The 13,730-nt window shown below is 63.2% G+C and carries 13 protein-coding genes; 6 read left to right on the top strand and 7 right to left on the bottom strand.

Annotated elements, in window-relative coordinates; all coding sequences use genetic code 11:
* Window positions 1-128 precede the first annotated feature (128 nt).
* From glyA to LDZ23_RS28710, 6 genes are all read left to right on the top strand, one after another.
* Window positions 129-1,376, top strand: coding sequence for a serine hydroxymethyltransferase (gene glyA, locus LDZ23_RS28735; RefSeq protein ID WP_008346246.1), 1,248 nt, complete (start codon window positions 129-131; stop codon window positions 1,374-1,376).
* Between the two features lie 104 nt (window positions 1,377-1,480).
* The gene (locus LDZ23_RS28730) at window positions 1,481-2,083 is read left to right on the top strand and encodes a helix-turn-helix domain-containing protein (protein WP_008346244.1); all 603 of its coding nucleotides are present in this window, start codon (window positions 1,481-1,483) and stop codon (window positions 2,081-2,083) included.
* Window positions 2,084-2,111: 28 nt separating this feature from the next.
* Window positions 2,112-2,660: a GNAT family N-acetyltransferase gene (locus tag LDZ23_RS28725; RefSeq protein WP_008346242.1), complete on the top strand. Its 549-nt coding sequence runs from the start codon at window positions 2,112-2,114 to the stop codon at window positions 2,658-2,660.
* Between the two features lie 101 nt (window positions 2,661-2,761).
* Complete coding sequence (locus LDZ23_RS28720; protein ID WP_008346241.1) at window positions 2,762-3,892, top strand: FAD-binding oxidoreductase; 1,131 nt, start codon at window positions 2,762-2,764, stop codon at window positions 3,890-3,892.
* Window positions 3,893-3,904: 12 nt separating this feature from the next.
* On the top strand, window positions 3,905-5,098 hold the full coding sequence (locus LDZ23_RS28715; RefSeq protein ID WP_008346239.1) for a M24 family metallopeptidase: 1,194 nt from the start codon (window positions 3,905-3,907) through the stop codon (window positions 5,096-5,098).
* A gap of 13 nt (window positions 5,099-5,111) precedes the next feature.
* Window positions 5,112-5,714: a dimethylsulfoniopropionate lyase gene (locus LDZ23_RS28710; protein ID WP_008346237.1), complete on the top strand. Its 603-nt coding sequence runs from the start codon at window positions 5,112-5,114 to the stop codon at window positions 5,712-5,714.
* 39 nt (window positions 5,715-5,753) lie between these two features.
* On the opposite strand, the gene LDZ23_RS28705 is transcribed toward LDZ23_RS28710, so the two are convergent.
* The 7 genes from LDZ23_RS28705 to LDZ23_RS28675 form a co-directional block, all read right to left on the bottom strand.
* On the bottom strand, window positions 5,754-6,773 hold the full coding sequence (locus LDZ23_RS28705) for an alcohol dehydrogenase (RefSeq protein WP_008346234.1): 1,020 nt from the start codon (window positions 6,771-6,773) through the stop codon (window positions 5,754-5,756).
* 185 nt (window positions 6,774-6,958) lie between these two features.
* Complete coding sequence (locus tag LDZ23_RS28700; protein WP_008346232.1) at window positions 6,959-8,290, bottom strand: epoxide hydrolase family protein; 1,332 nt, start codon at window positions 8,288-8,290, stop codon at window positions 6,959-6,961.
* 241 nt (window positions 8,291-8,531) lie between these two features.
* A complete protein-coding gene (locus tag LDZ23_RS28695) occupies window positions 8,532-9,953 on the bottom strand; it encodes a purine-cytosine permease family protein (protein ID WP_008346231.1) in 1,422 nt (473 codons plus the stop codon).
* A gap of 77 nt (window positions 9,954-10,030) precedes the next feature.
* Window positions 10,031-11,194, bottom strand: a complete 1,164-nt coding sequence (argE, locus tag LDZ23_RS28690) for an acetylornithine deacetylase (RefSeq protein WP_008346228.1) — start codon at window positions 11,192-11,194, stop codon at window positions 10,031-10,033.
* Window positions 11,187-11,864 carry a DUF1028 domain-containing protein gene (locus LDZ23_RS28685; RefSeq protein ID WP_008346226.1) on the bottom strand — a complete coding sequence of 226 codons (678 nt, stop codon included), beginning with the start codon at window positions 11,862-11,864 and terminating at the stop codon, window positions 11,187-11,189. The genes argE and LDZ23_RS28685 overlap by 8 nt, the downstream gene beginning before the upstream one ends.
* A complete protein-coding gene (locus tag LDZ23_RS28680) occupies window positions 11,861-12,304 on the bottom strand; it encodes a RidA family protein (protein WP_008346225.1) in 444 nt (147 codons plus the stop codon). The genes LDZ23_RS28685 and LDZ23_RS28680 overlap by 4 nt, the downstream gene beginning before the upstream one ends.
* Before the next feature lie 31 nt (window positions 12,305-12,335).
* Window positions 12,336-13,676 carry a flavin-containing monooxygenase gene (locus LDZ23_RS28675; RefSeq protein WP_008346223.1) on the bottom strand — a complete coding sequence of 447 codons (1,341 nt, stop codon included), beginning with the start codon at window positions 13,674-13,676 and terminating at the stop codon, window positions 12,336-12,338.
* Between the last annotated feature and the right edge of the window lie 54 nt (window positions 13,677-13,730).

The raw sequence follows: 13,730 nt of genomic DNA, 5'->3' as shown, positions 1-13,730 counted from the left end.
AATGCGCAGGTGCCCGCATTCCAGCGCAATGTCGTAATTCTTCTATCCGCGCGAGCCGGCTTTCGATGGAATACGGGACAGTCACGCGTTCCCGCAGCAACCCGCTTCTCTCTTACATGGGTACCATCATGTTCAATCGCGCAGCCAGCACCGTTGAAAACGTCGATCCGGAACTCTGGGCGGCCATCACGAATGAAAACCGACGCCAGGAAGATCACATCGAGCTGATCGCGTCGGAGAACTACACGAGCCCGGCCGTGATGGCCGCGCAAGGCTCGCAGCTCACCAACAAGTACGCGGAAGGCTATCCGGGCAAGCGCTATTACGGCGGTTGCGAATATGTCGACGTGGTGGAGCAGCTCGCGATCGATCGCGTGAAGGAGCTTTTCGGCGCCGAAGCCGCGAACGTGCAGCCGAATTCCGGCTCGCAGGCCAATCAGGGCGTGTTCTTCGCGATGCTCAAGCCCGGCGACACCATCATGGGCCTGAGCCTCGCGCACGGCGGCCACCTTACGCACGGCTCGCCGGTCAACATGTCGGGCAAATGGTTCAACGTCGTGAGCTACGGTCTCAACGAAGCCGAAGACATCGACTACGAAGCGGCCGAGCAACTCGCGAACGAACACAAGCCGAAGCTGATCGTCGCGGGCGCGTCGGCGTTTGCGCTGAAGATCGATTTCGAGCGTCTTTCGAAGATCGCGAAGAGCGTCGGCGCGTATCTGATGGTCGACATGGCGCACTATGCCGGCCTGATCGCGGCGGGCGTGTATCCCAATCCGGTGCCGCACGCCGATTTCGTCACGACGACCACGCACAAGAGCCTGCGCGGCCCGCGCGGCGGCGTCATTCTGATGAAGGCCGAGTTCGAGAAGCAGATCAACTCGGCCATTTTCCCGGGCATTCAAGGCGGTCCGCTGATGCATGTGATCGCCGCGAAGGCCGTCGCGTTCAAGGAAGCGCTGTCGCCGGAGTTCAAGGAATATCAGCAGCGCGTGGTCGACAACGCGCGCGTGCTGGCCGAAACGCTCGTGAAGCGCGGTCTGCGTATCGTCTCGGGCCGCACGGAAAGCCATGTGATGCTTGTCGATCTGCGCGCGAAAAAAATCACCGGCAAGGCCGCGGAAGCCGCATTGGGCGCCGCGCACATCACGGTCAACAAGAACGCCATTCCGAACGATCCGGAGAAGCCGTTCGTCACGAGCGGCGTGCGCCTCGGCTCGCCCGCAATGACCACGCGCGGCTTCGGCACGAAGGAAGCGGAGATCGTCGGCAACCTGATCGCCGATGTGCTCGAAAGCCCGGAAGACGCGGGCAACCTCGAACGCGTTCGTCAGCAGGTCGCGGAATTGACCAAGCGCTTCCCCGTGTACGGCTGATCTGAACCGGTTATAGGCGTCATCGGCGGGCTTCGCTGTCTTCGTGCAGCGAAGCCCGCTTTCGCTTGACATCGACGTCTAGTTTATTGGACACTCCGTCCACTATGCTAGATACCGTCAAGCCTTCCGCTGAAGCCGACATCAACCAGCGCATCGCGGATCGCGTCCGCGAGTTGCGTGCCGCGCGCGGCTACACGCTGGACGCGCTCGCGGCGCGCTGCGGCGTGAGCCGCTCGATGATCTCGATGATCGAGCGCGGCGCGGCCAGCCCGACCGCCGTCGTGCTCGACAAGCTCGCGGCGGGCCTGGGCGTATCGCTCGCGAGCCTTTTCGGCGGGGAAGCGGAAGGCGCGCCCGCGCAACCGCTCGCGCGGCGCCGCCAGCAATTGAAATGGCGCGATCCCGAATCCGGCTATACGCGCCGCAATCTATCGCCTGCGGGCTGGCCGTCGCCGTTTCAGCTCGTCGAAGTGGACTTTCCGCCGGGCGCGCGCGTCGCGTATGAAACCGGCGGACGCGAATCGAACATGCACCAGCAAGTCTGGGTGATGAGCGGACGCATCGACATCGTGATCGGCGACGAGCTTCACGCGCTTCAGCAAGGCGACTGCCTCGCGATGCGCCTCGACCGCCCGCTCATCTTCAGCAACCCGGCTTCGAAAGCGGCGCGCTACATTCTCGCCATCGGCGACGCGTCCGCCAACTGATTCATCTTCAGCCCTGAACGGATATCGAATGAACACCACCGATCCGCACGACGACGTGCGCCTCATCGATTGCAACGAGGCCGAACACGCGCCGGCCATCCTCGAGATACTGAACGAAGCCATCGTCAACTCGACCGCGCTGTACGACTACGTGCCGCGCCCAGCCGAAGCCATGTCGACGTGGTTCGCCGCGAAACGCGCGGGCGGCTTTCCGGTTGTCGGCGCCGTCGATGCGTCGGGCAAGCTCATGGGCTTTGCGAGCTGGGGCACGTTCCGCGCGTTTCCCGCCTACAAGTACACCGTGGAGCACAGCGTCTATGTGCATCGCGATTGCCGTGGCCTCGGGCTCGGCGAGCGGCTGCTGCGCGAACTGATCCGGCGCGCGCGCGAAGCACAAGTGCATGTGCTCGTCGGCTGCGTCGATGCGACGAATGCGGGCAGCATCCGCCTGCATACGCGGCTCGGCTTCACGCATTCGGGAACGATCACCGAAGCCGGGTTCAAATTCGGCCGCTGGCTGGATGCGGCGTTCTATCAGCTCAAGCTCGAAACGCCCGTCGCGCCGGTCGACGGCTGACGCATAACATCAAGTAATGGAACGCGGAAAATAAAGCGCGTTGACGGTGTTTATGGGCGATCCAATACTTCGCTCATCGCCAACGCACTCTTTTTCGCGCCATGAATTCAGTCGACAGATTTTTTGCTCCCGCGGTCGATCTCGACGATCGCCTCGCCGATGTCGTCACCTGGGAACATGGCGGCAAGCTATGGCCGAGCGGCGAGCAACAGACGCTGACGTGCTGCCGCGTCGTCGACGAAACGCACGATATCAAGAGCTTCGAATTCCGCACCGCCGACGGCCTGCCCGTGCGGTTCGAACCGGGCCAGTTCATGACGGTGTCGGCGAAGGTGCAAGGGCAATCGGTCGAGCGTTGCTACACGATCTCCTCCGCACCGACGCGCCCGTTTTTGCTCTCGATCACGGTGAAGCGCGTGCCGGGCGGAACGATGTCCAACTGGCTGCACGACAACATGAAGCCCGGCAGCGACCTGCGTGCATACGGTCCTTCCGGCGCTTTCACGCCGAGCGTCGCGCCCGCGAGGAAATCGCTGTATCTGTCGGCGGGATCGGGCGTCACGCCGCTCATGTCGATGACGCGCGCGAGCATCGACCTTGGGCTGGATCGCGACATCGTGTTCATCCACAGCGCGCGTACGCCTGCGGATATCGTGTTCCGCGATGAACTCGCGCGATTCGCGAAGCTCTCGCCGCGCCTGCGCGTGTTCTTCGTGTGCGAAGGCATCGGCGACGAGACGCAGTGGCAAGGTCCGATCGGCCGTCTCAGCCTGCAATTGCTGTCGCAATGGGCGCCCGACTATCTGGAGCGCGAGGTCTTCACGTGCGGCCCGGCCGGCTACATGAGCGCGGTGCGGACGTTGCTTCGCGAAGGCGGTCACGATCCGGCGCGCTATCACCAGGAAAGCTTCGATATCGGTGCGGGCGTCGCGCCCGCGCCTTCGCCGAACGAAGCCGGCGTTGCGCAGGAAACCTTCACCGTGAAGCTGTCGCGCTCGTCGAAATCGTTCACGATGAACGCATCGCAAACGGTGCTGTCGGCGGCGAAGAAGGCGGGCGTCGCGGTGGCGTCATCGTGCAGTCAGGGCATATGCGGGACGTGCAAGACCAAGGTGCTCGAAGGCACCGTCGACATGAATCACAACGGCGGCATTCGCGAAAGGGAAGTCCAGAAGGGATTTCGCCTGTTGTGCTGCAGCCGTCCGACTTCGGACCTCGTACTGGAACTGTGAGGAGACGCGCACATGGCGGTCGAAGACCCGGTGCGGACGATGCGCGATGTCAGAACCTATCGGCTCGCGCGCGTGCTTGCGCAATTGAAGCGACACGAATGTCCCGCGATCCTGCTGTACGACCCCGTCAATATCCGCTATGCGACGGACACGTCCAACATGCAGATATGGACCGCGCGCAATCCGTCGCGCTACATCATGGTGTTCGCGGATGGCCGCATCGTCGCGTGGGAGTTTCATAGCTGCGAGCACGTTTGGGACGGCATCGAGTTGAACGTCGAAATGCGCGGCGCGGTGAGCTGGATTTATTTCAGCGCGGGCCACGAAGCGGAAAGCCGCGCCGAAGTGTGGGCGAACGAAATCGTCGATGTGTTTCGCGCGCACGCGCGCGGCGACAGCCGGCTCGCGGTCGACCGGCTCGATCCGATCGGCTCGGCGCTGCTCGTCAATCGCGGCCTTACCTTGCTCGACGGTCAGGCGATGATGGAAGACGCCCGCGCGATCAAGTCGGCGGGCGAGCTCGTGCTGATCGGCGAATCGCTGCGCGCGTGCGAGGCCGGTATCGAACGGATGCGTCGCGAGCTTCGGCCCGGCATGACCGAGCAGGAGCTATGGGCGCATCTTCACTTCGAGAACATCCGTCACGGCGGCGAATGGATCGAGACGCGGCTGCTCGCGTCCGGCGAGCGCACCAATCCGTGGATGCGCGAATGTTCGTCGCGCGTGCTGCAAAACGGCGAACTGCTTGCCTTCGATACCGACATGGTCGGCCCGCACGGCTACTGCTCCGACATTTCCCGCACCTGGACGGTGGGCGACACGCGTCCATCCGACGAGCAACGCAAGCTGTACGAACTGGCTTATTCTCAGGTGCATTTCAACATGGACCTGCTGCGTCCGGGCATGACCTATCGCGGGTTCTCCGAGAAGGCGTGGAAGATTCCCGCGCCGTACGTGAAGAACCGGTATAGCTGCATCGCGCATGGCATCGGCATGGTCGATGAAGCGCCGGCCATCGCGCATCAGGTCGATTGGGACAGCGCGGGCTATGACGGCGTCTTCGAAACGGGGATGACGCTGTGCATCGAAAGCTATATCGGCGCGGAAGGCGGATGTCAGGGCGTGAAACTGGAGGAACAAGTGGTGCTTACGGAGCACGGCTGCGTGCCGCTCACGGCATGCAGCTTCGAGACCGACTGGTTGTGACGGAGAGCGCTTCATGAATCGTCGTGCGCAGAACGTGGCGGCTTACATCGCCATCGCGGAGAAGCTGTTTCAATCGGAGAAGCTGCCGGAAGCGGGACGTCGCGTCGCGGCGCGCGTGTTCGAGCGATTGCGGACGCCATCCGACGATGGCGCGCGGCACCGCACGCGCTATCCCGCATGCGAATGGCTCGACGCGACGCTCGCGCCTTTCATCGACGATGACACCGGCTTCGGCACCGCCGCGCGCGCGATCAAGGCGCTCGAACCCGATCTCGGCTGGTCGCGCCGATCATCGGGCCTGAACGGTAGCGACGGCTATATCGATGCACACGTGCACGGCATGATCTGCGGTCCCGGCGGCGCGGAGAGCCGTTATGACGTGCAACTGGGCTTTTCGCTGATGCTGCCGCATACGCGTTATCCGGATCACAGTCATCCGCCCGAGGAAGCTTATGTGCTGTTCACGCCGGGTGAGTTTCGGCAGAACGGCGGAGAATGGCGCGATCCGGGCATCGGCGGCGGGATTCATAACGTGCGGAATAATCCGCACGCGATGCGGTCGGGTGATGTGCCGTTTTTCGCGATCTGGTGTCTGTTGACGAGGGAGGGGGATTAGGCGGCTTTCGAAGCCCCGCCCAGCGGGGCTTCGCTCACCTCACTTCCCCGGCGTCAACACAACCCTGAACCGCGCCTTGCCGCTCATCATCCGTTCATACGCCTCGCCCGCGCGCGACAGCGGATATTCCTCGATCATCGGCTTCACGCCCGACAGCGCGCTGAACGCGAGCGTTTCCTGCGAGTCCGCCGCCGTGCCCGACGGCCAGCCCTGCACCGAGTTGCGCCCCATGATGAACTGCGTGATCGGCACCTCGACCGGCTCTTCCGATATCCCGACCATGATGAGCTTGCCGTTCAGCCCCAGCCCGCCGATGGTCGCGCTCATCGCCTTGCCGCTCGTCGCCGTCGCGAGTATCACGCGCGCGCCGCCGAGCGCCTTGAGCGCGTCGGCCACGTTCTGCGATTCGCTGTCGATGTAATGATGCGCGCCGAGTTGCTTCGCGAGCGGCGCCTTGTCCTGTCCGCGCGCGATGGCCACCGTCTGGAAGCCCATCTTGCGCGCGAACTGCACGCCCAGATGACCGAGCCCGCCGATGCCGAGCACCGCGACGACATCGCCCGCTCGCGCGCCGCTGTTGCGCAGCGCATTGAACGTGGTGATGCCCGCGCAAAGAAGCGGCGCGGCATCGACGTCGGAGAGATCGTCGGGCATACGCGCGAGCGCTTCCTGCGGCGCCACCATGTATTCCGCGTAGCCGCCGTCATAGCTGATGCCCGGCACCAGCGCGCGCTGGCAAAGCACGAAGTCGCCGTGCCGGCAATGCTCGCAATGGCCACAATGCCCGCCGTGCCAGCCCACGCCGACGCGCTGACCCTTTTCCCATCCTTCGACGTCCGCGCCGAGCTTCTCGATCACGCCTGCGATCTCGTGTCCCGGCACGCGCGGAAATTGCAGACCCGGCCAGAGTCCTTCGACGGTCAGCGAATCGCTGTGGCAGATCCCGCACGCCTGCACCTTGATGAGCACGTGTCCGGCGGGCGGTTCCGGCACATCGCGCTCGACGACTTCCAGCGGACCATTCGCTTTCGTTACCTGCACTGCCTGCATCGTTGGCATCGCTTGCTCCTTGTCATGGAGAAACACGCGCGGCGCACCTCGCGCGCCGCAATCGGATGAGACGGCCCGGTCAATCGCACTCCCGAGCGCATCGTCGAGAAACGTCGGAGATTGCGATTGTGACAGGGTTCCGCCCGATGCATCGGCCGCGCGTCCATGCGCGCGCTGAACGTGATGCGCCGCCTTTACGCCGAACGCAGCGGACGGAAGCCCGCGCGAACTTCATCCGTGAAGGCTTGCGGCTGCTCCCATGCCGCGAAATGCCCGCCTTTCGCCAGACGGTTGTAGTGAATCAGCTTCGGATACGCCTTCTCCGTCCAGCTTTGCGGCGCGGCATAGATCTCGTCCGGAAACACGCTCACCGCCACCGGAATCGCAACATGCTTCGGCGCGAAGAAGTTGAGCTTGTTTTCCCAGTACAGCCGCGCCGATGAAACGCCCGTGTTCGTCAGCCAATAAAGTGTGATGTTGTCGAGGATGTCGTCGCGCGTGAGACCCTCCGCCTGGCCGTCGAACACACGCGCGATCAGCGCCTGGCTCGCCGCGTCGTGATCGATCATCCATGCCGCGAGACCGATCGGCGAATCCTCGATGCCATACAGCGTCTGCGGCCGATTCGCCATTTCCTGCGCGTAGCCGAGGCCGTGTTTGTAGAAGTAATCGAGTTGATCGAACGCGTGCTTTTCATCGCCGGCCAAACCCGCGGGCGCGGGATTGCCGTACTTCAGCGCGTTGGCGATATCGTCCGGCACCGTCGCCGGCATGTTCGTGTGCATGCCGATCAGTTCCGGCGGCGCGATAAGCGCCATCTGCTCGGTCACCGCGTTGCCCCAGTCGCCGCCCTGCGCGACATAGCGCGTGTAGCCGAGCCGCTGCATCAGCGCGATCCATGCGCGCGCGATGCGCTGCGGGTCCCAGCCGGTCGTCGCCGGCTTGCCGGAAAATCCGTAGCCGGGCAGCGACGGAATCACGACATCGAACGCATCCGATGCATTGCCGCCATGCGCGGTCGGATTCGTCAGCGGATCGATGATCTTCAGTTGCTCGATGATCGAGCCGGGCCAGCCGTGCGTGACGATCATCGGCAACGCGTTCGCATGTTTCGAGCGAACGTGGATGAAGTGGATGTCGAGTCCGTCGATCTCGGTGACGAAGTTCGGCACCGCGTTGATCCGCGCTTCGACCTTGCGCCAGTCGTAAGCGGTCGACCAATGGCGCGCGAGTTGCTGCATCGTCGCGAGTTGCACGCCTTGCGAGGCATCGGCAACGGTTTCGCGTTCGGGCCAGCGCGTCGACTGCACGCGCCGCTTCAGATCGGCGAGTTGCGCATCCGTTGCGTGGACGCGAAGCGGGCGAATCGCGGTCTTGTCGCCGCTCTTCACTTGCACGATGTCCGCCGTGCTCTGGATCGAATCGGCGAATGCGACGCGGCTCAATGCGCTCGCCGCGATGCTCGCCGCCGCGACGCCGATGAAATGACGGCGCGAAGCCGTCCGGAGAGGAAGATCGTTCGACATGACAAGCTCCTGAATGCGGGTGCGAGGAGGAGCGATGTGTGCCGCAACGAATCAGAATCACTGAACCGCACTTGCAGGCCGCCGTTCGGCAAGCCCGGGATCGTCACCGCCTCGATGCGCCGCGAAGGGTTTTCGCAGCAGGTGACGCGATTATGTGCATGTGCACACTCGACGTAAATGCAGCCGGGGTTACAACAGAATTGTCGGGCGGGAAAGAGTCCCGCCCGACATCGCTTATGAATCACCGCGCCACGTTCGACGCCACACGCGCACCGTTCTGTCTGCGCCGATAACTCGTATCGCGCGATGCAAGCCAGTAATAAACCGGCGACGTCAGCAGCAATCCAACGATCCACGACAGATCCGCGCCGTCGAGATACTTGGGCACCGCGCCCGCATACATCGGCGTGTTCATGAACGGAATCTGCACGACGATACCGATCGCATAAGCGATCAACGCCTGCGGATTGAATCGTCCATAGATGCCGCCGTCTACCTGAAAGATCGACTGGATGTCGTACTTGCCTTTGTGGATCACATAGAAGTCGATGAGATTGATCGCGGTCCACGGCACCAGCACGACGAGCAGCGCAAGCACGAGATCGACGAGATTCGCGACGAAGTTCGTCGATGCGCCGATCGCGCCATAGCAGCACGCGACGAGAATCGCGACCGACAACACGGCGCGCGCTTTCGCCGTCGGAATCCAGCGATACGCGAACGTCTGCAATGACGTGATCACCGCGAGCACCGCGCCATACAGGTTCAACGCGTTGTGGCTGATGACGCTCAACAGGAACAACACGAGCATCGGCAGGCCGAGCGGTCCGGTGGCGAGCTTCACGGCATCCATCGCGTCGGCGCCGGGCGGCACCGCGAGCACCGCGACCGCGCCGAACACGAAGGCGAGCGTCGAGCCGATCGTGCAGCCGAGATACGTCGCCCAGAACGTCGACGAGACGCGCACGGTCGCCGGCAAATAGCGCGAATAGTCGGACACGTAAGGCGCGAACGCGATCTGCCACAGCGCGGAAAGCGATACGGTCGCGAGCCAGCCGGCGAAGTTGAAGCCGCCGCGCGTGAGGAAATCGTCCGTCGAGACATGCGTGAGGATGTAGCCGAAGCCCACGCAAATGCCGATGCCGAGGACCCACGTCCCGATGCGGTTCAGGATATGAATGAACTTGTATCCGATGATGCCGATCAGTCCCGATCCCAGCGCGCCGATCACGATGCCCACGGGCACCGACACCGACGTCTCGATGCCATGCAGCGACTTCCCCGCGAGCACGATGTTCGACGCGAAGAAGCCCACGTACATCACGCCCGCGATGACGGTCACGAGCAACGCGCCCCACGATCCGAACTGCGCGCGGCTCTGGATCATCTGCGGAATGCCCATTTGCGGCCCTTGCGCGGAATGCAACGCCATCAGCACGCCGCCGACCGCCTGTCCGACGACGATCGCAACGATGCCCCACAGCAGGTTCAGATGAAAGATCTGCACGCCGAGCGCGCCCGTCACGATCGGCAAGGGCGCGATATTGCCGCCGAACCATAGCGTGAACAGGTCGCGCACTTTGCCGTGACGATCCTCGGGCGGCACATAGCCGATGGTGTGCTTCTCGATCAACGGAGAAGCGTTGCGTGATGCACTAGTCAAAGTCGTCTCCAGTTTGTGCGCGGCAAAGCGATGCCCTGCCGCGCATCGCGCCCGTATCGCCTGCGGCGTGTGAGAAATCAGGCTGTGGTCGAAAGATGATCGGCGAGGCGTATCAGCATCGCGTCGCAATCGTGGAGTTGTTCGAGGGTTACGTACTCATCGGGCTTGTGTCCCTGATCCATGCTGCCGGGACCGCATACGACAGTCGGAATGCCTGCCTGATCGAAGAGTCCGCCTTCCGTGCCGAACGCCACCGTGCCGAATTCCGACGATCCGCTCAAGAGCGCGACGAGACGCGCCGCTTCGCTTTCGGGCGATGTCGCGAGTCCGGGATACGCGGATAGCGCTTCGAGGCGAACGTCTGTCTCGGGTTCAATGGCGCGCATCTTCGGCAGCAGTTCGGCTTGTGCGTACGCCTGCAAATCCTTGGCGACCGTGCTCGCTTCGAAGCCGGGAAGCGCGCGCACTTCGAAGTCGAATTCGCATTCGGCCGGCACGATGTTGAGCGCACGACCGCCCTTGATGACGCCCGTCTGCACGGTCGAATACGGCGGATCGAAGCGCTCGTCGTGATGCTCGGGCTGCGCCAGCCGTTCGCCGATTTCTTCGAGCCGATTGATGAGGCGCGCTGCATATTGAATCGCGTTCACGCCATACGGCGCATAGGCGGAATGACAAGGCGCGCCTTTCACCTGACAACGCATCGCGAGCTTGCCCTTGTGACCGAGCACCGGCTTCAACGATGTCGGCTCGCCGATCAGACACAGAACGGGCTTGTGCGCGCGCTTCTCCAGTTGCGCGAGCATCGGCCGCACGCCGAGGCATCCGACTTCCTCGTCGTATGAAAACGCCAGATGCACGGGCAATCTCAGTTCGCGCTCGATCAACATCGGCACGGCGGCCAGCACCGACGCGAGAAAGCCCTTCATGTCGGCTGTGCCGCGGCCATAGAGCCGTCCATCTTTTTCCGTGAGACGGAATGGATCGACGGTCCACGGCTGGCCATCGACCGGCACGACATCCGTATGCCCCGAGAGCACGATGCCGCCGCGATCGCGCGGTCCGATCGTCGCGAACAGATTCGCCTTCGTGCGCTCCGCGTTGTAGAACAGCTCGCTTTCGATGTCGAACTGCGCGAGGTAATCGCGAACGAACTCGATCAGCGCGAGATTCGAATCGCGGCTGACGGTCGCGAAACTAATCAGCTTGTCGAGCAGATCGCGGCTCGTCGTGTCACTCATCGCCCGGCACTCCGTAGCTCGGCGCAGCGGTCGGGTTCAATGCGCGCGTCACGTAGTCCTGCATCTGCGGCTCGTACGCATGCCACAGGTCATCGAGCTTGCCGATGGGATCGTCATCGGCCCAGTCGACGCGCAGATCGACGAGCGGCCAGCTTTGCTCGCCCGCGATCTTCAGCGCCGCCGAATGCACCGGCCCCGCTTCGCCGCCCGCCGCGATCGCCGCATGCATCGCGGCAAGCAGACGATCCGCAAGCTGGCCCGATGCGTTCTCGAATGCGGGAATCATCGCTTCGATGACATGCACGCCCGCGAGCATGTTGCCCGCCGCGACGCATTGCCTGCCCGCGACCGCGTGATACGTGCCGAGCGCTTGCTTGCCGCTGAAGAACGCGGTGTGGCCTTGCGCATCGACGACCGTCACCTGCCGATACTCGCTCCATTCGTTCGCGCTCAACGCGCGTTCGAGTGCGGCGTTCGCATCGAGCTTGGCGCTTTCGATGTAATCGAGAATTTGCGGACCGAGCGCGGGCAGCGTGACGTTCTGCGTCGCGACGACGCCCACGCCCGCGCGCACCCACGGACAGCGCGCGCCCACCGCGATGCTCGACGAACTGATCGCGATGCCGAGCTGCCCGGTCTCTTCACATCGTCCGACGATCGAGAATGTCATGCGCGCTCCTGGGGCGGCGTCCATCCATCGGGGATGACGGCGATCACATCGATCTCCATCAGCCATTCGGGTTGTCCGAGCGCGACGACGGTAAGGCCCGTCGAAATCGGAAACACGCCCTTCAGCCATTTGCCGACTTCGCGATACACCGGCTCGCGAAAGCGCACATCGGTGAGATAAGTCGTCGTCTTGACGATATGCGAGAGATCGCTGCCCGCTTCTTCGAGCAACTGCTTCACGTTCTTCATCGCCTGCTCGGCCTGCGCGCGCGGATCGCCGAGACCGACGAGATTGCCGTCGAAGTCCGTGCCGATCTGACCGCGCACATAAACGGTATTGCCCGCGCGAACGGCCTGGCAGAGGTCGTTATCGAGGGTCTGATTCGGGTACGTATCCTTCGTGTTGAACATGCGGATACGGGTATGCGTAGGTTGGCTCATCGAATGCACCTTGATTCCGGATAGTTTCTGATCAGTTGACGCCCATCTCGCTGACCTTGTGGACGCGCGATGCATCGGTCACGCCTTCTTCGCGCTTCGTCTCGACAGCACGTTGCGGCGCGTCGTAATAAGCGAGGTATTTGCGCTGCGTGACGATGTGATCGGCGATATGTTTCGCGTCGTGCCACACGCCCCAGATGAACGCGGAGCCGCGCCGCGAAAGCCACGGCAAGCCGAGAAAATAGATGCCCGGTTCTTTGGCGACGCCACGTTGATGTTTCGGCTTGCCTTTGTCATCGAATGCATCGACTTGCAGCCAGTTGAAATCGACGGCATAACCGGTCGCCCAGATGATCGACGTAACACCCGCTTGCGCGAGATCGAGTTCGAGAAGCGGATGCGTCATGCATTCCGGGTCGGCGGGAATATGGCGCGCTTCGGGCTCCTCGGGCAGATCGAGGCCGTTGCGTTGCGCATAGGCATCGGCGGCATCGAGCAATGACAAATAGTTCTCGTCGCCGCGACGGATGTTATCCGCGAGATCGGCTTCGAAGCTCACGCGCGTATCGTCGAACGATTTCGTCAGACCGACGAGCGTGATGCCCTGATGCGCGAGGCGCCTGAAGTCCACCGTATGGCCGCCGCGCGCGCCGCTCACGGCAATGGTCACATGCTCGCGGCCCGGCTTCATCACTTCCGCGTCCCATTCGCCGAGCACGCCGAGCCACCAGCAGAAATCGCGTCCGCGATATCCGCGCGGCGGACGATCGTGCGCGCCGACCGACAGATACACGCGCCGGCCCGCGCGCTGCAATTCATCGGCGATCTGCACGCCCGACGATCCCGCGCCCACGACGAGCACGCCGCCTTCGGGCAGTTGCTGCGGATTGCGATAGTCGGCGGAATGGATCTGCGTGAGCTTTGCGGACGACGGCGCGATCGGCGGAATCACGGGGCGCTGAAACGGACCCGTCGCGACGACCACGCGATTCGCTTCGATGGTTCCGTCGGATGTATCGACGGTAAAGCCCGGCCGCCCCGCATTGCGCACGACCTTCTTCACTTCGACGCCGGTGCGAATGGGCGCATCGAATTTCTTCGCGTACTCGACGAAGTATTCCGCGACCTGATCTTTCGATGCGAAACCATTGGGGTCGAAATCCGCGAACTCGAGATTAGGGAAACGATCGTGCCATGCGGGACCATTGGCGACGAGCGAATCCCACCTGCCCGTGCGCCAGCGTTCGGCGATGCGATCGCGTTCCAGCACGAGATGCGGCACGCCGAGCTTGCTCAGGTGTTCGCTCATCGCGACGCCTGCCTGGCCCGCGCCGACCACGAGCGTGTCGATAGACGTTGTTTCCACTGTCATGGCTATGTCCTTCTGAAAGGCCGTTGTATCCGTGATGTCTTCGTGAAAATCTAC

The organism is Caballeronia zhejiangensis, from assembly GCF_022879815.1.
In the GTDB taxonomy this organism is placed as follows: domain Bacteria; phylum Pseudomonadota; class Gammaproteobacteria; order Burkholderiales; family Burkholderiaceae; genus Caballeronia; species Caballeronia zhejiangensis.
This window is presented reverse-complemented; position numbering and strand designations above follow the sequence as displayed.

Coding starts and splice junctions, on each gene's coding strand:
- glyA (WP_008346246.1), top strand. CDS start 129: ATGTTCAATCGCGCAGCCAGCACCGTTGAAAACGTCGATCCGGAACTC.
- LDZ23_RS28730 (WP_008346244.1), top strand. CDS start 1,481: ATGCTAGATACCGTCAAGCCTTCCGCTGAAGCCGACATCAACCAGCGC.
- LDZ23_RS28725 (WP_008346242.1), top strand. CDS start 2,112: ATGAACACCACCGATCCGCACGACGACGTGCGCCTCATCGATTGCAAC.
- LDZ23_RS28720 (WP_008346241.1), top strand. CDS start 2,762: ATGAATTCAGTCGACAGATTTTTTGCTCCCGCGGTCGATCTCGACGAT.
- LDZ23_RS28715 (WP_008346239.1), top strand. CDS start 3,905: ATGGCGGTCGAAGACCCGGTGCGGACGATGCGCGATGTCAGAACCTAT.
- LDZ23_RS28710 (WP_008346237.1), top strand. CDS start 5,112: ATGAATCGTCGTGCGCAGAACGTGGCGGCTTACATCGCCATCGCGGAG.
- LDZ23_RS28705 (WP_008346234.1), bottom strand. CDS start 6,773: ATGCCAACGATGCAGGCAGTGCAGGTAACGAAAGCGAATGGTCCGCTG.
- LDZ23_RS28700 (WP_008346232.1), bottom strand. CDS start 8,290: ATGTCGAACGATCTTCCTCTCCGGACGGCTTCGCGCCGTCATTTCATC.
- argE (WP_008346228.1), bottom strand. CDS start 11,194: ATGAGTGACACGACGAGCCGCGATCTGCTCGACAAGCTGATTAGTTTC.
- LDZ23_RS28685 (WP_008346226.1), bottom strand. CDS start 11,864: ATGACATTCTCGATCGTCGGACGATGTGAAGAGACCGGGCAGCTCGGC.
- LDZ23_RS28680 (WP_008346225.1), bottom strand. CDS start 12,304: ATGAGCCAACCTACGCATACCCGTATCCGCATGTTCAACACGAAGGAT.
- LDZ23_RS28675 (WP_008346223.1), bottom strand. CDS start 13,676: ATGACAGTGGAAACAACGTCTATCGACACGCTCGTGGTCGGCGCGGGC.